23 protein-coding genes are annotated in these 19,885 nt (G+C 37.4%); 8 read left to right on the forward strand and 15 right to left on the reverse strand.

Features of this window, described 5'->3' with window-relative positions; genetic code table 11:
• Positions 1 to 63: 63 nt before the first annotated feature.
• The 5 genes from EL087_RS06245 to EL087_RS06265 form a co-directional block, all read right to left on the reverse strand.
• Entirely contained in the window at positions 64 to 1,608 is a 1,545-nt protein-coding gene (locus tag EL087_RS06245; protein WP_003030060.1) for a peptide chain release factor 3, read from the reverse strand.
• 248 nt (positions 1,609 to 1,856) lie between these two features.
• Positions 1,857 to 2,177, reverse strand: a complete 321-nt coding sequence (locus EL087_RS06250; protein ID WP_003030061.1) for a hypothetical protein — start codon at positions 2,175 to 2,177, stop codon at positions 1,857 to 1,859.
• An 11-nt stretch (positions 2,178 to 2,188) separates the two neighbouring features.
• Positions 2,189 to 2,596, reverse strand: a complete 408-nt coding sequence (locus tag EL087_RS06255; protein ID WP_126407528.1) for a helix-turn-helix domain-containing protein — start codon at positions 2,594 to 2,596, stop codon at positions 2,189 to 2,191.
• Between the two features lie 123 nt (positions 2,597 to 2,719).
• Positions 2,720 to 3,349, reverse strand: coding sequence for a TIGR02206 family membrane protein (locus EL087_RS06260; protein WP_126407530.1), 630 nt, complete (start codon positions 3,347 to 3,349; stop codon positions 2,720 to 2,722).
• Positions 3,350 to 3,412: 63 nt separating this feature from the next.
• The gene (locus EL087_RS06265; protein WP_003041353.1) at positions 3,413 to 4,045 is read right to left on the reverse strand and encodes a DUF3825 domain-containing protein; all 633 of its coding nucleotides are present in this window, start codon (positions 4,043 to 4,045) and stop codon (positions 3,413 to 3,415) included.
• Positions 4,046 to 4,187: 142 nt separating this feature from the next.
• Between EL087_RS06265 and EL087_RS06270 the strand changes: the two genes are divergently transcribed.
• The 4 genes from EL087_RS06270 to EL087_RS06285 are packed head-to-tail and all read left to right on the forward strand — an operon-like array spanning position 4,188 to position 6,381.
• Positions 4,188 to 5,105, forward strand: coding sequence for an IS1595 family transposase (locus tag EL087_RS06270; RefSeq protein ID WP_003030066.1), 918 nt, complete (start codon positions 4,188 to 4,190; stop codon positions 5,103 to 5,105).
• Complete coding sequence (locus tag EL087_RS06275; protein WP_003030068.1) at positions 5,095 to 5,553, forward strand: hypothetical protein; 459 nt, start codon at positions 5,095 to 5,097, stop codon at positions 5,551 to 5,553. The genes EL087_RS06270 and EL087_RS06275 overlap by 11 nt, the downstream gene beginning before the upstream one ends.
• Positions 5,553 to 5,840, forward strand: coding sequence for a hypothetical protein (locus EL087_RS06280; RefSeq protein ID WP_003030069.1), 288 nt, complete (start codon positions 5,553 to 5,555; stop codon positions 5,838 to 5,840). Before EL087_RS06275 ends, EL087_RS06280 begins: the two co-directional genes overlap by 1 nt.
• Positions 5,833 to 6,381: a DUF6036 family nucleotidyltransferase gene (locus EL087_RS06285; RefSeq protein WP_003030070.1), complete on the forward strand. Its 549-nt coding sequence runs from the start codon at positions 5,833 to 5,835 to the stop codon at positions 6,379 to 6,381. The genes EL087_RS06280 and EL087_RS06285 overlap by 8 nt, the downstream gene beginning before the upstream one ends.
• Positions 6,382 to 6,486: 105 nt before the next feature.
• Here EL087_RS06285 and EL087_RS06290 read toward each other — a convergent pair whose 3' ends face one another.
• The 10 genes from EL087_RS06290 to EL087_RS06335 form a co-directional block, all read right to left on the reverse strand.
• Positions 6,487 to 7,185: a TIGR02206 family membrane protein gene (locus EL087_RS06290; RefSeq protein ID WP_003041305.1), complete on the reverse strand. Its 699-nt coding sequence runs from the start codon at positions 7,183 to 7,185 to the stop codon at positions 6,487 to 6,489.
• 3 nt (positions 7,186 to 7,188) lie between these two features.
• Positions 7,189 to 7,740, reverse strand: a complete 552-nt coding sequence (locus EL087_RS06295) for a DUF1697 domain-containing protein (protein ID WP_126407532.1) — start codon at positions 7,738 to 7,740, stop codon at positions 7,189 to 7,191.
• Positions 7,730 to 9,100, reverse strand: a complete 1,371-nt coding sequence (locus EL087_RS06300) for a UDP-N-acetylmuramoyl-tripeptide--D-alanyl-D-alanine ligase (RefSeq protein WP_126407534.1) — start codon at positions 9,098 to 9,100, stop codon at positions 7,730 to 7,732. The genes EL087_RS06295 and EL087_RS06300 overlap by 11 nt, the downstream gene beginning before the upstream one ends.
• Before the next feature lie 132 nt (positions 9,101 to 9,232).
• Positions 9,233 to 10,279 (reverse strand): D-alanine--D-alanine ligase, encoded by a 1,047-nt coding sequence (locus EL087_RS06305; RefSeq protein WP_126407536.1) that lies wholly within the window; start codon positions 10,277 to 10,279, stop codon positions 9,233 to 9,235.
• A gap of 132 nt (positions 10,280 to 10,411) precedes the next feature.
• A complete protein-coding gene (gene recR, locus EL087_RS06310) occupies positions 10,412 to 11,008 on the reverse strand; it encodes a recombination mediator RecR (protein WP_003030149.1) in 597 nt (198 codons plus the stop codon).
• Positions 11,009 to 11,018: 10 nt separating this feature from the next.
• Complete coding sequence (gene pbp2b / locus EL087_RS06315; protein WP_126407538.1) at positions 11,019 to 13,079, reverse strand: penicillin-binding protein PBP2B; 2,061 nt, start codon at positions 13,077 to 13,079, stop codon at positions 11,019 to 11,021.
• A gap of 155 nt (positions 13,080 to 13,234) precedes the next feature.
• Entirely contained in the window at positions 13,235 to 13,927 is a 693-nt protein-coding gene (locus EL087_RS06320) for a phosphoglycerate mutase (protein WP_106083766.1), read from the reverse strand.
• A gap of 140 nt (positions 13,928 to 14,067) precedes the next feature.
• Positions 14,068 to 14,529 carry a peroxide-responsive transcriptional repressor PerR gene (gene perR / locus EL087_RS06325; RefSeq protein WP_003030152.1) on the reverse strand — a complete coding sequence of 154 codons (462 nt, stop codon included), beginning with the start codon at positions 14,527 to 14,529 and terminating at the stop codon, positions 14,068 to 14,070.
• 177 nt (positions 14,530 to 14,706) lie between these two features.
• Complete coding sequence (locus EL087_RS06330) at positions 14,707 to 14,982, reverse strand: HU family DNA-binding protein (RefSeq protein WP_003023726.1); 276 nt, start codon at positions 14,980 to 14,982, stop codon at positions 14,707 to 14,709.
• A gap of 128 nt (positions 14,983 to 15,110) precedes the next feature.
• Positions 15,111 to 15,944, reverse strand: a complete 834-nt coding sequence (locus EL087_RS06335; RefSeq protein ID WP_003030154.1) for a DegV family protein — start codon at positions 15,942 to 15,944, stop codon at positions 15,111 to 15,113.
• Positions 15,945 to 16,174: 230 nt separating this feature from the next.
• Between EL087_RS06335 and EL087_RS06340 the strand changes: the two genes are divergently transcribed.
• Genes EL087_RS06340 through EL087_RS06355 form a run of 4 tightly spaced genes read left to right on the forward strand, consistent with a single transcriptional unit; the run spans position 16,175 to position 19,834 of the window.
• Positions 16,175 to 17,128 (forward strand): ABC transporter permease, encoded by a 954-nt coding sequence (locus EL087_RS06340; protein ID WP_003030155.1) that lies wholly within the window; start codon positions 16,175 to 16,177, stop codon positions 17,126 to 17,128.
• Positions 17,121 to 18,083 carry an iron chelate uptake ABC transporter family permease subunit gene (locus EL087_RS06345; protein WP_126407540.1) on the forward strand — a complete coding sequence of 321 codons (963 nt, stop codon included), beginning with the start codon at positions 17,121 to 17,123 and terminating at the stop codon, positions 18,081 to 18,083. The genes EL087_RS06340 and EL087_RS06345 overlap by 8 nt, the downstream gene beginning before the upstream one ends.
• A 1-nt stretch (position 18,084) precedes the next feature.
• Positions 18,085 to 18,837, forward strand: coding sequence for an ABC transporter ATP-binding protein (locus EL087_RS06350; protein ID WP_003023720.1), 753 nt, complete (start codon positions 18,085 to 18,087; stop codon positions 18,835 to 18,837).
• Positions 18,838 to 18,859: 22 nt separating this feature from the next.
• Positions 18,860 to 19,834, forward strand: coding sequence for a siderophore ABC transporter substrate-binding protein (locus EL087_RS06355; RefSeq protein WP_126407542.1), 975 nt, complete (start codon positions 18,860 to 18,862; stop codon positions 19,832 to 19,834).
• Positions 19,835 to 19,885: the final 51 nt, after the last annotated feature.

Here is a 19,885-nt window from a genome sequence, read left to right on the forward strand (position 1 = left end):
TCCTCCTAGAAGCAATCGCTTCTTCGTCAGATTTCCTAATTTTCTGTCGGATTTTTAACGCTCTCACATCTTCTCTTCCAACTTGACATCTGGATATTTATCGGCAAACCAGCGCAAGGCAAAGTCATTTTCAAAGAGAAAGACAGGCTGGTCAAAGCGGTCCTTGGCTAAAATATTGCGGCTGGAGGACATACGCTCGTCCAGATCATCTGGTGAAATCCAGCGAACAGTCTTTTTACCCATGGGTGTCATGACTACTTCGGCATTGTATTCATTTTCCATGCGGTGCTTGAAGACTTCAAACTGAAGCTGGCCGACAGCTCCCAACATGTACTCACCAGTCTGGTAGTTGGTGTAGAGCTGGATGGCTCCTTCCTGAACTAGCTGCTCGATTCCCTTATGGAAGGACTTCTGCTTCATGACATTTTTAGCTGCAACCTTCATGAAAATTTCTGGGGTAAAAGTTGGAAGCGGTTCAAACTCAAATTTGTTTTTACCGACAGTCAAGGTATCGCCAACTTGGTAAGTGCCGGTATCGTAAACCCCAATGATATCTCCAGCCACCGCATTTTCTACATTTTCACGTGACTCAGCCATAAACTGGGTGACATTTGAGAGTTTGACAACTTTTTTGATACGGGTCAGATTCACACTCATGCCGCGCTCAAATTCACCCGATACGATGCGGACAAAAGCGATGCGGTCACGGTGTCTTGGATCCATATTGGCTTGGATTTTAAAGACAAATCCTGAAAAATCCTTATCCAGCGGGCTGATTTCCTGATTGTCTGTGGTTTTGTGTCCGTGAGGTTCTGGTGCAAACTCCAAGAAAGTGTCAAGAAAAGTCTGCACTCCAAAGTTGGTCAGGGCTGAACCAAAGAAGACAGGGGTTAATTCCCCATTAAAAATAGCTTCCTGTGAAAATTCATTTCCCGCTTCCCGTAGGAGTTCAATATCCTCTAAAACCTGAGCATAAAATGGGTTGTTGCCAAATATTTTTTCTCCCTCTTCGATGCTGGCAAAGCGCTCATCACCCTTATAAAGCTCCAGTCGCTGATTGTGCAAATCATAGAGACCTTCAAAGGATTTCCCCATCCCAATTGGCCAATTCATCGGATAGCTGGCAATGCCAAGTACTTCTTCTAATTCTTCCAGCAAATCAAGGGGTTCACGCCCGTCGCGGTCCAGTTTATTGATAAACGTAAAGACTGGGATATTGCGGTGTTTGACAACTTCAAAGAGCTTTTTAGTCTGAGCCTCAATCCCTTTGGCAGAGTCCACCACCATGACTGCGGCATCCACGGCCATGAGGGTGCGGTAGGTATCTTCTGAAAAATCTTCGTGCCCAGGTGTATCAAGAATATTGACCCGTTTTCCGGCATAGTCAAACTGCATGACAGAAGAGGTCACTGAAATCCCCCGCTGCTTCTCAATATCCATCCAGTCAGATTTTGCAAAGTTCCCGGTCTTCTTACCCTTGACCGTACCCGCTTCACGAATCTCACCCCCAAAATAGAGCAATTGCTCTGTGATAGTTGTTTTACCGGCATCTGGGTGAGAGATAATTGCAAAAGTTCGGCGTTTTTTTATTTCATCTTGAATCGTCATTATATCCTCTTTTTCTTTTTTATACTTTTTCTTTCGATTTCTGTGAAAATTCTTATTACATTGGACTGCTCCTAACTTGTTTTAACTTACCTATTATAGCGGATTTAAAGGATTTTTTCAATTGCTTAGAACATATAAAAAATCGCTCTGTTTGAACTGCACCCCAAAAGTTAGATTTTTTCTGTCTAACTTTTGGGGTGCGGTTCAGTTCGAGCGATTTTCTGTTTCTTAATATAAGAAACTATATTTTAGAATCTCACAATCACACTAGCAAAGAGAAAAATTACTAATATCATGATTAAAACCAGTAAATAGATAATCCGTTGTTTCCTCATTTGAAGTTCTTCTTTTTCTTCTGATGTCATGGAAAAAATAGCCTTGTTTCGTTTTAATAAGTACAAAATCAATCCTTCTCCCCCTCGACCGCCAGTTGCCAAGAATCCCCAGAATTTAGGATGTTTCATCCCGCGAACCACAGCGTCTAATTCAACTAGTTTAAACAATTGATACACAAACAGCCCATTTGCTACGATGAGCAAACCAATCAAGGTCAATAGATACCAAGTCATGGTAGAACCTCCTATATTTTACGAATAATCTGCACCAGAATATACCCACTTGTCCCGGTTACCAGCGCCACTGCCAACAAGGTCAGTAGATAACTATTAGAGATTGGAGTGATAAAAATAAAGAAAAGAAACAGTAAACAAATATTACATATAAAGGCCAGCAAAATCTTTTTGTTGCTCTTTACAACGTTTGTCGAATCCTCTAAGTGCTGAATCATGCGCTCATATCCTTTCAGCAATTCATCCAAACTAACCTGATACAAATCACTTAACTGCAAAACATACAAAATATCCGGATAAAATTTTTCTGTTCCCCAATTTGAGATGGTTTGTCTAGATACATTTAATTTTTCTGCGACATTTTCTTGTGTCAAACCACTCATCTGACGTGCTTCTTTTAATTTTTTCCCAATTTCCATTATCCCACTCCTATCTTTCTACCTTTATTTTACTATTTTCGTTTATAAAATCTAGCAAAATTTTTTTACATTTAGAAAAAATCCTGCCAAATAAACTTGACAGAAGATGTAATGCTTAAAGCTTTAAACTAATTTTGATTGCTTTTTCCATCGCCTTTTAAAATATTCATCAAAAAGGAGCAAAGTGGTAGCCAGAACCAGTGAGACAAGTACGTAGTTCACCCAGATTCGGTCTCCTTTTATAAGCGGGGGATGAGTCATCAATCCATAATTTCCACCAGTTACGGCATTGACACCAACTAAAAACAAATCCAAAGCAAATGTGTAGCCCACAATCTCATACTTCTTCAACAGCTGCTTGTCATAGTGGTTGATAAGATAAACCAGCGAATTAACCAAGAGACAGTAATGCCCCAGAAGAAAAGAAAAGCTGGTGATATGCGGAAAATCATAGGGGTCAAAAACTGGATAACCAATGGCAAAAATCGCCCCGCTGACACCTAAAAGTGCAAAATACTGCTTGCTTCGGCATTTATCTGGCAGCAGCAACATGGCAAACATGGCTAAGCGGCAATGATAAAAAGGCAGATTATTTACAAATGAAATATGGAAACCAAAATACCAAGAATAAAGTATAACTAATTGAAAAGCTTGTAAATATTTAAAAGTTTTTTGATACAATGGGTTTTGCGCATAGTGAACTGAAATGTAAATGAGGAACAAGAGAATTCCTATCATCGTCACATAGCTCATAGCAGAAATGGGAGGTGGTGCTGTCTTTTGAGTTGTTAAAAAATTAGGGAACTATATACCAGTTTACACCAAACAGAATATGTAGAAATTTCGGTAATAAATATTATTCCCAATTGTCAAGTCAAGTGCATTATTTAACAGTGCATGTATATATGCTTTTCCTTTATTTTGCAACTCGGTTTCAAATCTATCCATATTGTCATCTAATATATGGTCTAAATTTTTAATCAACTCTCTATTGGGGTCAAAATAAATATCAGCAGGATTACTAAAAAAATGAGGAACTTTTGGGGTTACTTCAAAATGGTTCAAAAAATCCCAATCAGAAACTTTTCTAAAACCGTATAAATGCCAATAATACTCTTCGCTACTATCAAAAGTGTTAAAAAGACATATAATATCCTCTCCATTTTCTGTTAACAATCCTGTATTAAAAGAAGCATAAGATTCATCCTTATTTACAACAACATATTCCTCTCCTAATTCAAATGCTCTACTAAATGTATGTATCACATAACTGTATAAGATATTGTTCTCTTTAATTGAATTAGCTGAAGTCCAGTTCTCGCTTTCTGCTAACTCGCTTAATTCTTGAAGTTTGGAGTTTAAACTTTCTGGTCTTCCTAAAAATGCAAAATTCCAAATCATTTCGTCCGAATTTTTATCTTTAGCCAAATAATCTTTAAGTGCTTTCATATAGTTTACTTCCTTCATTTTAATATATCTCTATTATATCTATATCAAAATTTTTAGATTTCGTGTAGTAGAACTTTACATTTTTATTGACAAACATTCCTGTTTTCGGTATAATACAATCAAGAAGTAAGGAGTACCAGTAATGAAGTTTGAATTTAAGTCACTATTTGATTTACAATCAGCTTTTCCTGATGAACAGTCATGCATAGACCATTTAGAAAATATGATTTGGGGCGATGTGATTATCAGCCCTTTTGATGCTACTTCAAAGGTTTATAAGTGCAAAGGAAATAAATACCGTTGTAAAAATACTGGCAAATACTTCAATATCAAGACTGGCACTCTTTTTGACAATACCAAAATTGAACTGCGTAAATGGTTCATGGCGATTTGGCTTGTAACCTCCCACAAAAAAGGGATTTCTTCAGTGCAACTATCAAAAGATATTGGTGTTACTCAAAAAACGGCATGGTTTATGTTAGAACGTATTCGCAAATGTTTTGGTACTGAAAATAACAATAGCCTTGATGATGTTGTAGAAGTTGATGAAACCTATATTGGCGGTAAAAACAAGAACCGTCATAACTCAAAGAAAGTCAAAAATGCACAAGGACGTTTGCTGAAGGACAAATCCGCAGTAGTTGGTATGGTACAACACCAAGGGAAAGTCAACACTCATCATGTGCCAGATACAAAAACGAAAACATTGACTGAGCAAATCGTCAAATATGTCAAAGAGACTGCACAACTTTACACGGACGAATGGCTAGGTTATAATAAAGTGGCTAAGATGTATCAACATGACTTTGTAAATCACGGTGCTCGTGAGTATGTACAAAGCGATGTCTATACTAACACGATTGAAGGCTTTTGGGCTGTATTGAAACGTGGCGTATTAGGGATTTATCACTCATGGTCTAAAAAATATCTTCAGGACTATGTAGATGAGTTTGTTTTCCGTTATAACACTCGTGATTATTCGGATAGTCAGCGTTTTAATCTTTTACTTTCAAATGTCTGTGTCCGTACTAAATATAGGGAGCTGATTTATGGCTACTAATACACTAAGCGATTTACATTTTGAGTTAGAAAGGTCTATCGCACGAAGAGTTGATAGCAAGCTGATTGGCTATCAAGTTAGTCTTTCTGATAGATTTTATGACAAGTATACAAAATTCTGGGATAAAAAGTATAGTTTTGATTTTGTTACTAACCATCGCTCTTTTTATGCTCAGCTAACGAAAACTTGTGTTTATGATGCGTTGAAAGAAAGCATCAAAAAAGTGGATAGAAAAGCAATTGCTAGACACATAGCGGAGCTGGAAGCTTTGATTGATGTCGCCGAAAGCAAAGAGGAATTTCAGAACTTTTTCAAGAAAAAGTATCGTCTGAAATTCCCTGATTTGAGTGACTGTGTTTATCCAAAGAAAAAAGAACTATCTGATTTTGATAAGAAACTCTGGATAGCCATGCACTATAACCCTAGAGATAACAAGGGGGAACAATAATGATAACATGGTATGATTATATGGTAAGAGCCAGCGAACATGCTGGAAGTGACGGCGACTTATGGTTTCGTTACCTCTACAAAGTTATTCAAGATGACGAAACAAAACTGACTGATGAGGATGTGGAACAACTATTGAAAAATCCTAGTCTAACTCCTTTCCAAAAAATAACTCTTCAGGATGCTTTGACAGAAGGCACTCATACTAGAAAGCATGTCTTGCAAGCAAACCGTAAAAGTCAGCCCAAAGATATTCTAAAGCTGTTTAGAGAGGGGAATTATGGATAAGAAAGTTTTATTTGAAGCCCTCAATACAGAACTAGCCAAGGAAAATATTGACCTAGAAATTATCTGTGTTGGTGGGTTTGTTCTGGAGTATTACAATCTCCGAGGGACACAAGATGTCGATGCCTTTTATCAAGAAGATGCCAAAATCAGAAGCATTATTGAGAAAGTTGGTAATGATTTCGGAGTAAATGAACCTGATGAGTTATGGCTGAACAACAATGTTGCAAATATGAATAAACTACCGCCACGGTCTATCTGTGAGAAGGCATTTAGCTATTCAAATCTAACTATTCTTGTACCACCACTATCTTACATTCTCGGAATGAAACTAGACAGCGGACGAGATAGAGATAGGCAGGATGCTGGGGAAATTATTAAACTAGTGAAAATTCGTTCTATAAAAGATGTTATCACTAAACTAAAAGAATATGGATTTCAACCCGATATTTCGATGGTTTTAGAAGTCTTTGAAATCGCCTATGGTATGGAGTGGTTGGCAGAGTATATGAGAGAATACTCTGAAGAGTTTAGACATTATTAAAAGACGATTTCCGTTTGGAAGTCGCCTTTTTTTGATAGTCTTGAATACTATATGTTGTACCTAGTGTAAACTGGTATATAGTTCCCAAAAATTATTCAGCACAGCTTAATTTTCCTGTCTTACTGTTTCTTCTTGTTCTTGTCTAATTTGTTTAAAAATCAAAGAAACCACGAAAATTGCTAAAATCAAGGTCAATGAAACAAAAATATAATTAGCAATCATTCCATGACTTCCAACTAAAGGTGGTACTTTCAAAAAACCATAATTTCCGCCACTCACCAGATTTACAAATATCAATAAAAGATTCATACTAAAGCTAATCTCTACAATTCGCCGTAAATTCAACTGCTCACTATCATAATGATTCAGCAAATATGTGAGAGAATTTCCCAAAAGAGCATAGTGACCAATCAAATAGGAGGCTAAAGTGATGTGAGGAAAAGCAAATGGGTCAAATAAAGGATAGACAAATGCACAAATAGGTCCAAACACTCCTAAAAGCGCAAAATACTGTTTATAGGTTGAAGAATCAGGCAGAAACAAAATAGCAAACATCGCCAATCTGCAATGATAAAAAGGAAGTGATTCAGAAATTGGTGACAAGGTCACAATATACCAGCCATAAAGCACTAAAATTTGTAAACCTTGTACAGCTTTCAAAAAGTTCTGATAGCGCCTGTTTTTATGATATTTTACAGCACTATACATGACATAAATGATTCCTAAAAACATCATTCCATACCAAAATGGAGTTAATTGAGGGGCCTCCGTTTTATGACTTGTAAAAAATTCTTGTAGATTCATCTCCTACTCATCCATCCTATTACTTAATTCTTTAATAACACTCAGCTTTCTTGTTGTGGCGACAATACCTAACTTCTTTTCAAGAAAATTATTATTTAACTTCTTTTTTCTGGCAGCTCTTGGTAAATACATATAAAGGCAAGCTTCTCCAACTGCAAATATTTCGTCTGTAAAGTTCATTGCTTGTAGTTCTGCCAATTGCTCCGTTGGAATGTGATTGTTTGTAAAAACGAGATGAATCCGTGACGAATCCAACTCCTCAGAAAAGGGATTTCCTAAAATAGCCCTTTCTAAATCGGACTTTTCTTTTACGATAATGGATAAATTTGCACCAATGTTTTCCAATATCACCTGATGCATGTGTTGGGCTAATTCTTCAGCTGGTAGGCTTGTTTCGCAAATCACATTGCCTGATTGAATATAACTTGAAACATTATCTAAACCAGATTGTTCCAACATTTGAACCAACTCACTCATCTTAGGGATCCGATTTGGTCCTGTTGGCATCACGCCACGAAGGAGGGCAAGATACTGTACTTGACGGTTACTCTTCATTCTCCAATTTCTCCACTAGACTGGCTAAGTTCATAGAATTACTTCCTTTTATCAGCAATTGGTCCGTTGGTTTGAGCGCTTCTTTAACAGCCTTGACTAAGTCAGAAAATTGATCTTTTTCAGCATTTTTTACAAAATAATGGGCTTTCCCAGGCGGGAAAATTTCCTTAGCATAGGCAAATAGAGCAGCCATGTCCTCTCCATAAAGGAAAATTTCTGAGAGAATTTCTGGATTTAGGCTGGTTATCATGGCACCGTGCATTTGTTTAGAATCAGCCCCCAATTCTTTCATATCAGCTAAAACTGCCAGTTTCCGACCTTTTTCATTAAACGGAATCGTTGAAAATGTCTCCAAAATCAATCGCATAGCGGTTGGATTGGCATTGTAAACATCTGAGAGGATATCCGCACCATTTTTAGCTTTCTTCCATTCGGTTCGATTTCGTGTTAATTCAAGCGTGGCAAATGCTTTTTGGATCTTATCTTGTGTTACTCCTTCTTTCAACGCCACATAAGATGCAATCATGGCATTTGTTGCATTGTACTTCCCAGTTACTGGAAGGTCAATAGCGTTATCTAAGAAATTGGTTTCAAAAGTCAAACTATCTTTTCGTTCTTCTAATTTCGTTAGGAAAATATCTTCGTCTGGACCAAAACGGACTACACTTTGCTGGCTCGGTAGAAAATCATTGATAATCTTGTCCGCTGGAATGATTAAAAGACTCCCGTCTTTCATGCCGTTGGCAATTTGCATTTTTCCTTTTGCAATTTCATGACGACTTTTAAAGAATTCTAAATGCGCTTCGCCAATCAGCGTCACAATACCTACTTTTGGCTGAGCAATCGTGGACAGAAGGTGAATATCCCCCATGTGATCTTGTCCCATTTCCAAAACCAATTTTTCGGTGTCATCTGGCATGTGTAAAACCGTATAAGGAAGACCAATTTCATTATTGTAGTTTCCTTGCGTTTTATAAGTCTTGTAAGTTGTTGACAAGAGGTGAGCCAGCATATCTTTGGTCGTCGTCTTACCGTTAGAACCTGTGACCGCAAAGACATCTACCTTCATTTTTTCCAGATAATACTGTGCCAAACGCTGCAACGCTGCCAATACATCATCAACTAAAATAGAAGGATAGTCGTCCAATTCTTTTTCTGACAAGGTTGCCACAGCACCATTTTCAAATGCTGTCGCAATAAAGTCATGCCCGTCACGTGCTCCTTTAAGAGGCAAAAATAAATCCCCTTCTTCAATCAATCGGCTGTCAAATTCTACATTTCTAAATGTACAATTCGGAAATTGATGAACATCATTTTTGGCTTTCAATACAGAAGCTACTTCATAGAACGTTAATTGCATTTTTCTCACCTATATGTCTTAAATTTCTCTAACTCTCTCATTATACCACAGAATAACCTACTTTTACACATACTAGCTAAAGACATACTAAAACAATAGAAAAAAGAACCTTTCGGTTCTTTCAATCTTGTCTCACAATAAATGTTTTTCATGTTTTGTAAACGTTTCTTGGGCTAAAAGGACTAATTTCTCAATCAAATCCGTATAAGAAATGCCCATATTTTCCCAAAGCAGCGGATACATCGACCATTGAGTGAAACCTGGCATCGTATTTAGCTCATTAAGGAGAATCTCGCCCTTATCAGTATAAAAGAAATCGCAACGAGATAAACCAACACCGCCGATAGCATGAAATGCTTTTTCAGCATATTGACGCATAGTGGCAATGACATCTTCTGATAGTTTTGCAGGAATATCCATGGTGATTTTGTTGTCAATGTACTTGGCTTCGTAGTCATAAAAAGCAACATCTTTCACTACCTCACCTGGCAGACTGCTTTTGGCTCCTTTATTTCCAAGCAAACCGACTTCAATTTCACGCGCATTGACACCTTGCTCAATTAAGACACGGCTATCATATTTGAAAGCCAGCTCAAGAGCAGAGCGCAATTCATCTTGATTTTCAGACTTAGAAATGCCGACGCTAGAACCCATATTGGACGGTTTGGTAAAAACTGGATAGGTCAGATTGGTCTCTACTTCTGCAATCTTTTCGTCTATGTTTTCCCCTTCAATCACTGCTACATAGGGAACTTGCGGAATGCCAGCAGAAGCTAATACACGTTTAGTCGTGATTTTATCCATAGCCACACTCGACGAAAGAATATTGCAGCCAACATAAGGCATTTTCAACACTTCAAGAAATCCTTGAATAGACCCATCTTCTCCCATTGGACCATGAAGAACTGGGAACACAACTGCCCCTTCTTCGTAAACGTCACTCGGCTTAATTTTTTGACTCTCAATGACGGTATCATTGGTCATCAATTTTTCATCAGCAGCCGGTTTCTTTGAAAATTCTTGCGTCTTGATGAAATCACCTGCTTGTGTGATGAAATAAGTCTTCACAAAAAATTTATCATAGTCAATCGCACGCATGACACTCTCCGCTGATAAGACAGAGACCTTTCTTTCCGCACTGCGACCACCGTAAAGGAGAATAATTTGTTGTTTTGCCATTTTTATACCTAACCTTCTTATCTTAAAAGAAATCTACAAATTTAATCGCTTTTTAGTATATCATATTTTAGATTGTTTTTGAATAGAAAAAGAGCTTCCATTTTCTGTTAAAGGAAAGCTCTATTTTCTTTTTTACAATTCTGTGCGATTCTCAATAGCCCGAAGCAGCGTCACTTCGTCTGCATATTCAATATCAGAACCAACTGCTAATCCACGAGCCAGGCGCGTGACCTTGATACCAGCTGGTTTTAACACCCGCGAGATATACATGGAAGTCGCTTCACCATCTGCTGTCGCATTGGTTGCCACAATTACCTCTGTTACCTCACTATCCATCAACCGTGTAATGAGACTTTTCAGATTGATGTCATCAGGCCCAACACCATTCATAGGAGAAATCAATCCCTGCAAAACATGGTACAAGCCATGGTATTCTTGAATATTTTCCATAGCAGAAACATCTCGGCTATCTTCTACAACCAAAATAGTAGATTGATCACGTGTCTCATCGGTGCAGATAGCACAAGGATCATCATCTGTTAGATTACCACAAATAGAACAATAGGTCAGCTCACGTTTTGCTGCAAGCAAATTTTTAGCAAATTCATTGACATCATCATCACTCATACCAATCGTATAAAACGCCAAACGCGTTGCTGTTTTTATACCAATTCCTGGTAATTTAGAAAAGCTATCAATCAATTTTGCAATCGGTGTTGGATAAAGCATAGTATCCTTTCTAATTCATTGGATGTTGTTGTTGATACAAGTTAATAATATCACGAGTTATACTATGGCTAACGGTTGACGATAAGTTTGTATTATGCGGGAACACAACTGCCACTGCAATCTGCGGGTTGTTACTTGGCGCATAAGCCACTACATTCGTATTAATGGCTTCCCTTCCACCCGCAAAGGTTTCTGCTGTCCCTGTTTTGGCGCTAATCGGCACTGCTTCACCTTGTGACAAAGTACGCCCTGTAGTAAATCCGCTTGTACCATGAACTACTTGATAAAAACCTTGTCGAATCAAATCCATATTCTCTTTTGAAATATCAACTTTATTCAGCTCTTTGGTTGACTTGGATTCAATCAGCTTTCCAAGCCCGCCCGTCTCATTATTGTCATAAATTCCTTCTACTAAGTGTGGTGCAATACGAGTACCGCCATTAGCCACCGTTGCAGCATATTGCGCCAACTGCATTGGAGTATAGTTATCAAACTGCCCAAAAGCATTGGTTAAGTAGTTCGCAAACGTATATTTCTTAGGTGTGTAACCTTCTGATTCACTTGGTAAATCAATTCCTGTAGATGCTCCCAAACCATATTGAGCAAAAGCTTTACGCAATTTGTCCATAGAGGAATCCAAATTCGTCAAATCAATCGCCATATTGGGCGTATAAGGCGTTCCCATCATATTTAAAGCTAGTTGAACCATATAAGTATTGGATGAATATTCTAGTGCCTCTAAAGCCGTAATTTGACGAGCTCCATATTGTGTGAACCAAGAAGTGATGGCAGAGGAGCCTCCAAAAGAAATTGGTTGATCCGTCATGACTTGATTTCCTGTGATGGCTCCAGATTCCCAGCCAGCTGTTAAAGTAGCTCCTTTCACCACAGAACCCGGTACAAAGTTGTTCATAATCGTTCCAAGAGAGTCTGTTGTTAGTTCTCCTGTATTGGTATCGTGCTTCAGACCAGCCATAGCTAAAATAGCACCTGTTTTAGGATTCATCGCAACAGCATATACGCCTTCAGAATATGTCGCATTTCCGCTCGCTAATTCCGCACTAAAATACTTTCTCAAAATGTCTTCTACACCGTTCTGAAAAGCTAAATCTGTTGTTAATTTTAAATTATTTCCCTTACTACCATTGGAAATATTTTTCACGCTTTCCATATTTCCATTTTTATCAAGATTGATTTCTTTGACTGCGCGTTTTCCTTGAAGTGTAGACTCATATTGTTTTTCCAAATAACTCGTCCCAACACGATCATTAAGGGAATATCCTTTTTTCAAATAAGTATCCACTTCTTCTGCGGGTAGCCCTGCCTTTTCACTTGAAACACTTCCGATAATAGAAGCCAAAGAAGTATCCAACACTTTCCTGTCCCAGCTGGTGGTAATACTGATACCAGACAGTTCTTTCGAGCTAGAGGCGATTGTCGCAATCTGATCAGCTGATAAATTATCCGTACGAATATTTCCCGTTTCAAAATTAGAAATAGCATTCATCTGACTGAACAAATAAATAGCTTTTTTATCTTCATCTGAGTAGTTTAACTTTGCTACATCAACACTCTTAACGGCATTATTATAAATCTTAGACTCTGCCAAACGATTTCCATCTGTACCATATTTTTTATTTTTAGGCAGGTGATTAACGACCTTCTTATAAACCTCGCTGTCTGCCAAATAATAATCTACTTGTTGACGCTCAGTAACATCTGCGTTGGAAATAAAAACCAATGGAAGCAATTTTTGAGCAATTTCTTTAATCTCTGCAGCCGTCATTTTGTTGCTACGTGTGAAAGAGACAACTTGCTTAGTTGTATTCTCAACCAACGGTTTCCCACTCGCATCATAAATCTGACCCCGAACCGAACTGGTTGTCACTTTAGTCTTGCTAGCTGTCGCTAATTTTTTTGTATAAAAATCTCTATGGACAACCTGCATATAGCCCAAACGCACAATTAAACTCATAAACAGTAAAATCACAATTCCAAATAATAAATTCAAGCGTCGTGGAATGGAATGGCTATTAAATGTTCTTTTTTTCTTAGACATGGTATCTCTCATTCTAGTCAAAATGCTATCTTTTATTGTACCATAAATCCACCTAAATGAAGTCGTGGAAAATGGAAAACACTGAGAAAAAACACAAACTAGAAAGAAAAAACTCGCAACACCTTAAAAAGCCCTGCTTGCGCAGAGCTTACAATATTTTATTGGGCTTATTTCCCAAGATAGTATTCGTTTACAAGATTCAATTTATCATCAAATTCAAATACAAGCGGTGGGAAATTAGGAATTTCCACATTCATGATTTCATCATCTGATAATTGTTTGATATGTTTTACAAGGGCACGGATAGAATTACCATGTGCACCTACGAATACATTTTTACCGTCTTTCAAAGCTGGAGCGATTTTATCTTCCCAGAATGGAAGAGCGCGTTCCAAGGTTACTTTCAAGTTTTCTGCATCTGGAATAACAGAGTCATCAAGGTTTGCATAGCGACGGTCAGTATGTGCTGAATATTGATCATCTTTTGCCATAGCAGGTGGCAATACATCATAAGAACGACGCCAAATATGAACTTGTTCGTCACCCCATTTTTCAGCTGCTTCAGCTTTGTTTTGACCTGTCAAACCACCATAGTGACGTTCATTCAAGCGCCATGATTTTTCAACTGGTACCCAAAGTTGATCTGCCGCTTCAAGAGCAAGATTTGTTGTTTTAATAGCACGTGTCAAAACAGATGTGTATGCTTGGTCAAACTCAATACCAGCTTCTTTAATCAATTTACCAGCATCAATAGCTTGTTGCGTTCCCTTTTCAGACAAATCAACATCAGCCCAACCTGTAAAGAGGTTTGCTTTGTTCCATTCAGACTCACCGTGGCGAGCAAAAACTAATTTTACCATTAGAAATTCTCCTTTGATTTTTGAAAACTGTCTCACAGTCACTACTATATTTTACAAAATTTTTTCAAAAAAATCCAGTATCAATGGGAGAATATTTGATTTTTGATAATTTACTTTATTCAAGCGTATACATCAATTCCTTAACTATTTTTCGAGCACTCAGGACAAATTCCGTACATCAAGACTTGTGTCTTTGTAATTTTATAACCTGTTTGTTCTTCAGCTTCGCGCTTCAAATCAGGTATATCTACATCTTCAAAGTCTGCAATTCGACCACATTTTTCACAGACAACATTCAGATGTTCGTGCCCCATAAAATCAAAATAAGTCGTTTTATCATGGCTAATCTTAATTTCTTCTACAAAGCCCTCTTCCACCAAAACTTTGAGATTATTATAAACTGTTGCTAAACTCATATTAGGAAAGTCAGGAAGTAAATCATGATAAATTGCTTCCGCACTTGGGTGTTCATGTGTCCGAATCATATAGGCAATGACTGCCTTTCTAGTCTCTGTAATACGGACTCCCTTTGTTTTCAATCGTTGAATAACGTTTTCATAATCACCTTGATCCGTGAGTTCTAAATAAGGATGTGACTTCATTTCCTACCTGCTCATGATTTTTTCCTTTATTATATCACGAAAATAGAAAAATGCGTATTTAGAATGATTGCAAATAAATGCAAATGATAAAGTTAGTCTCCTTATCTGCCCTTTTACAAGAAAAAAACCTATTGCTCAACGCCGAAACGTTGATACAATAGGCTTTTTAAAATTGCATTATTTAACAGCGTCTTTAAGAGCTTTACCTGCTTTAAATGCTGGTACTTTAGAAGCTGCAATTGTGATTTCTGCACCAGTTTGTGGGTTGCGACCTTTACGAGCTGCACGTTCACGAACTTCAAAGTTACCAAAACCAATCAATTGAACTTTTTCACCAGCTGCAAGGTATTCAGTCACTGCTGCAAATACAGCGTCAACTGCTGCTGCTGAATCTTTCTTAGTCAATTCTGTAGCTTCTGCTACTTTTGCAATCAAATCTTGTTTGTTAGCCATTTAACAAATCCTCCAAAAAATTTTATGAGTTAGCAGTTACTAACTCTAACAAGTATTATCATATCTAAAAATTACTATTAGGTCAAGCACAAAACGAACTTTTTTCTATCTTTCCAAAAATATCCAACTTATTCATAGCGAACAAGAACTGCCCAAGCATTTTCCCCAGTATGTGTTTGGATAATAGAACCCGTTTCTAAAACAGGAATCGGAGCTGTCACAAATTGTTGCAACACCTGTTTCATCTCATTTGCCAACTCAGCAGTCCCTGCATACGAGATTCCAATCTCAGCCACTTTTTTATCTTTTAAGCCTTCAGCTAAATCATTGACCCATTTTTTAAAGGTTTTTACACCACGCCCCTTAACAATCGGTTGTAATTCGTGGTTTTTCATTTGCATAACCACTCGGATATTAAGCAGCGAACTGAGAAGACCAGTCACACGACTAATACGACCGCCTTTTACAAGATTTTCAAGCGTTGAAACACCAATATACAATTCTGTTTTTTCGCGCACTTCTTCGATTTTTGCTAAAATAGCATCAAAGTCTGCACCTTCTTTTGCTAGTTTTGCAGCTTCAACCACTTGAAACTTCAATGCTTGATCCGTAAAGGAGCTATCAATCACTGTTACATCCACATTTGCCAAGGTTGCACCTTGACGTGCAGCTTCGACCGTTCCAGATAAAGCATGCGACATATGAATAGATATGATTTTATCGGCAGTTTCTCCGAGTGTTTCAAAGATTTCTGCAAAAACACCAACTGGTGGTTGACTGGTCTTCGGTAGATTTTTACTTGACTGCATCAGATGAAGAAATTCTCCTTCTTTTAAGTCAGCGTCTGAATAAACAACACCGTCTACCATTACAGACAAAGGGACGATTGTAATCTCTAAATCCTCTACAACTTGCGGTTCAATCGTAATAGATGAATCCGTTACAATTTTGATTTTTGTCATGGTTTTCCTACTTTTATAAATTTTATCTATTTAATTTATTATATCAAAAAAATAACTTTTTGTGGAATAATTTTTCTGGATAAAATATGTAAAAGATGTGTAAGAACCTCTTACTTTTCTAAATAGGCATAATTATTAAATTTTCAGAAAATAATTGACAGTCTTTTATTTTTTTGTTAGCCTAGTGATGTATCTTGCTGAAGCAATTGCTTTTAAGAAAGGGTTGATAAATGAAACAGACAAAATTTTTAGGAATTCTTTGTCTTGCTCTGGTTATGATTTCAATTACAGTTGGTTCTAGCCACTTTTCGTGGTGGCAACTGCTATATGGAGATAAGCAGACCGGTCTGCTATTTTGGGAGTCACGCTTGCCAAGGACAATTAGTATTCTCCTAGCAGGCTCTAGTATGAGCATTGCCGGGCTTCTTATGCAGACTGTTACACAAAATCATTTTGCTGCTCCTAGTACAGTTGGAACGGTCGAGGCTGCGAAATTTGGTATGTTGCTCAGTTTATTTTTCTTTCCGTCAGCCACATTAGCGCAAAAAATGCTATTTGCTTTTGTATCTGCTATTTTTTTTACAATTATTTTTATTAGATTTATCAGAAAATTCTCATTTAAAGAAAAATGGTTGTTACCGCTTGTCGGAATTATTTATAGTGGGGTGATTAGCGCAGCTGGAGAAATCATTGCTTATCGTTTTGATCTTGTCCAAAGCATGACTTCATGGACACAAGGCTCTTTTTCCATGATTCAGAAACATCAATATGAATGGTTGTTTTTAAGTTTAATCATCTTGATTGCGGTATGGAAACTATCAGCCACGTTTACCATTATGAATCTAGGGGAAGACGCCAGTCATAATCTAGGCATTTCCTTTTACCAAATGGAGGGAATGACGTTGTTTCTCATTGCATTGACAACAAGTGTGACGATGATTACAGTCGGCTCTCTTCCATTTATCGGAGTCATTGTTCCAAACATCATTCGGAAATTTTATGGTGACCATATCACGCGCATTAAGGGACTGACCGCATTAACTGGTGCCTGTCTCATCTTAGCCTGTGATATTGTAGCGCGTCTAGTCATTCGTCCCTACGAAGTCTCCGTCAGCTTGATTTTAGGAATTTTGGGTAGTTTGGCTTTCGTGTATCTTTTGTGGCGAGGTGCTGCTCATGAATAAAATGAAGAGTCAAACAAGAAATCTCTTACTTCTATTGCTTTTGTTAGCCAGCTTGAGTGGCTTGTTATATCTCATGCCGATGGACTATCCTTTAACAGGTTTTATTATGAAATTGCGCTTGCAAAAGTTACTAGCCTATCTCTTAGTCGCCATAGCTGGAAGTCTTGCTACAATCAGCTTTCAAACAATCACAGAAAATCGTTTTTTAACACCAAGCATTCTTGGAATGGAATCTCTCTATGTCTTTATGCAGACGATTTATCTTTTCTTTGCTAGCAAATTCATCGGCAATACTGGTCATCCTTTGCTTGAGTTTATCTTAGTCTTACTCATACAGTGTGGCTTCTTTTTCTGCCTGCAACCTGCATTAAAAAAGTTACTTCAGCAAGGATTTGTATTTATTTTATTGATTTGCATGGCACTAGGGACGCTCTTTAGAAGCGCCAGTACATTCTTGCAGGTACTAATGGATCCTAATGAATATGATAAACTGCAAACAAAACTATTTCCTTCCTTTCAACGAATAAATATGGATATTCTATCTGTCGCTGCAATTATCATTGGACTAGCAGGTTTGTATTTGTTAAAGAAGAACGCTATTTTGAATGTCTTTCATTTGGATAAAAAGACAACAACTATTTTAGGTGTAGAAGTTGAAAAAGAGCAAAAAAAGATACTATGGGCAATTGTTTTGCTGACTTCAACGACAACTGCTCTCGTTGGACCTATGATGTTCTTCGGCTTTATGATGTCCAATTTAGCCTATCTGTTAATCAAAGAATACCAACACAAATGGTTATTCTCAGTAGCAATTTTACTCGGTTTTCTTTCTCTAACTACTGGGCAAATGCTGGTAGAGCGTGTCTTTCAGCTCCAAATCAATGTCAGCATGGTCATTGAGCTTGTCGGAGGGTTATTCTTCTTTTATCTTTTAGCTAAGGAGGCAAAACGCTAGAATGCAATTAAAAAACGTTGGCAAATCATTTGGAAATCAAGCAATTTTAGAAGATATTCAACTGAATATTTCACCGAGCAAATTCACCGCCTTTATTGGACCAAATGGTGCTGGAAAATCAACGCTGCTTTCCATTATGAGCCGTTTGCTCAAGAAAGATCACGGTTTTCTCAGTATCAAGGGAAAAGAAATTGAAGCTTGGAACTCAAAAGAGCTCGCCAAAGAATTAACCATTTTAAAACAGAAAATCAATTATCAATCTAAATTAACGGTTGAAGAATTGGTTTCCTTCGGTCGCTTTCCTTATAGTCAGGATCGTTTGACAAAAGAAGATTTCAAAAAAGTAGAGCAAGCACTTGAATATCTGGACATTCTTGATTTAAGAAACCGTTTTATTGATACACTCTCCGGAGGTCAATTGCAGCGCGTTTTTATCGCTATGGTGCTCACTCAAGACACTGATTTTATCCTTTTGGACGAGCCACTAAACAATCTAGATATTAAGCAAAGTATTTCTATGATGAAAATCTTGCGTTCTCTCGTTGATGACTTAGGAAAAACGATTATCATTGTCATTCATGACATCAATATTGCCAGTCAATATGTTGATGAAATTGTCGCCTTTAAAGACGGAAAAGTCTTTTACCAAGGCACAACCAATCAGGTCATGAGAAAAGAAATTTTAGATCCATTGTATGAAATGGACATTACCCTTGGTGAAATCAATGGTAAAAAAGTTTGTATTTATCTATAATATTAATTTTGGAGGATTTCTAATGAAAAAGAATACAAAAACACTACTTCTATCTCTCTTCACAGCTATTGCAGTTGTGCTACTCGCTGCTTGCGGAGCCAATAAACAGACCAATTCAAAAACGACAAATTCTTCATCTGCTTCTAGTGAAGTCACTGTCAAAACAGCAAATGGAGATGTGAAAGTCCCTACCAACCCTAAAAAAATTGTAACGCTAGATTTAGGTGCAGCTGATACCATTCGTGCTTTAGGTAAAGAAAGCAGCATTGTCGGTATGCCAAAGAAAACTCTTCCTACTTACTTAAAAAATTTACCAAGTAGCATTAAAAATGTAGGTAACATGAAAGAACCAGATATGGAAGCTATCGCAGCTTTAAAACCAGACTTGATTATTGCTTCTGGTCGTACAGCTCAATATGTCAAGAAACTCAAGGAGATTGCCCCTACTGTATTATTCCAAACAGACAACAAAGACTACTGGGGTTCTACCAAGAAAAACATCCTTTCTTTAGCAAGTATCTTTGAGGAATACGGAACCAAAAAAGCTAAAAGTGAATTAGCTAAATTAGACAAAGAAATTCAAACTGTTGCTGCTGCCAATGAAAAATCAAATAAAAAGGCTCTGACGATGATGTTAAATGAAGGTGCAATGTCTGCTTTCGGAGCTAAATCACGTTTTTCTTTTCTTTACAGCACTTTGAAGTTCAAACCAACAGATGCTAAAATTAAGGAATCAAGACATGGACAAGAAGTCAGCTTTGAAAGTATCAAACAAATCAATCCAGAAATTATCTTTGTTCTGAACCGCACTCTTGCTATCGGTGGGGACAATTCAGCCAATAAAGACTTACTGAATAACTCACTGATCCAAGAAACAAATGCAGCTAAAAATAAAACTATTGTAAACTTGACATCTGACCTTTGGTACCTCAGCGGAGGCGGACTCGAATCAACAAAATTGATGATTGAAGATGTAAAAAATGTAGCTGGGAAATAATATAAAAGAGCTGAAGAAAACCTTAAATGAATTTTCTCCAGCTCTTTTATC

It is taken from the genome of Streptococcus milleri, from assembly GCF_900636525.1.
GTDB classification, from domain to species: domain Bacteria; phylum Bacillota; class Bacilli; order Lactobacillales; family Streptococcaceae; genus Streptococcus; species Streptococcus hominis.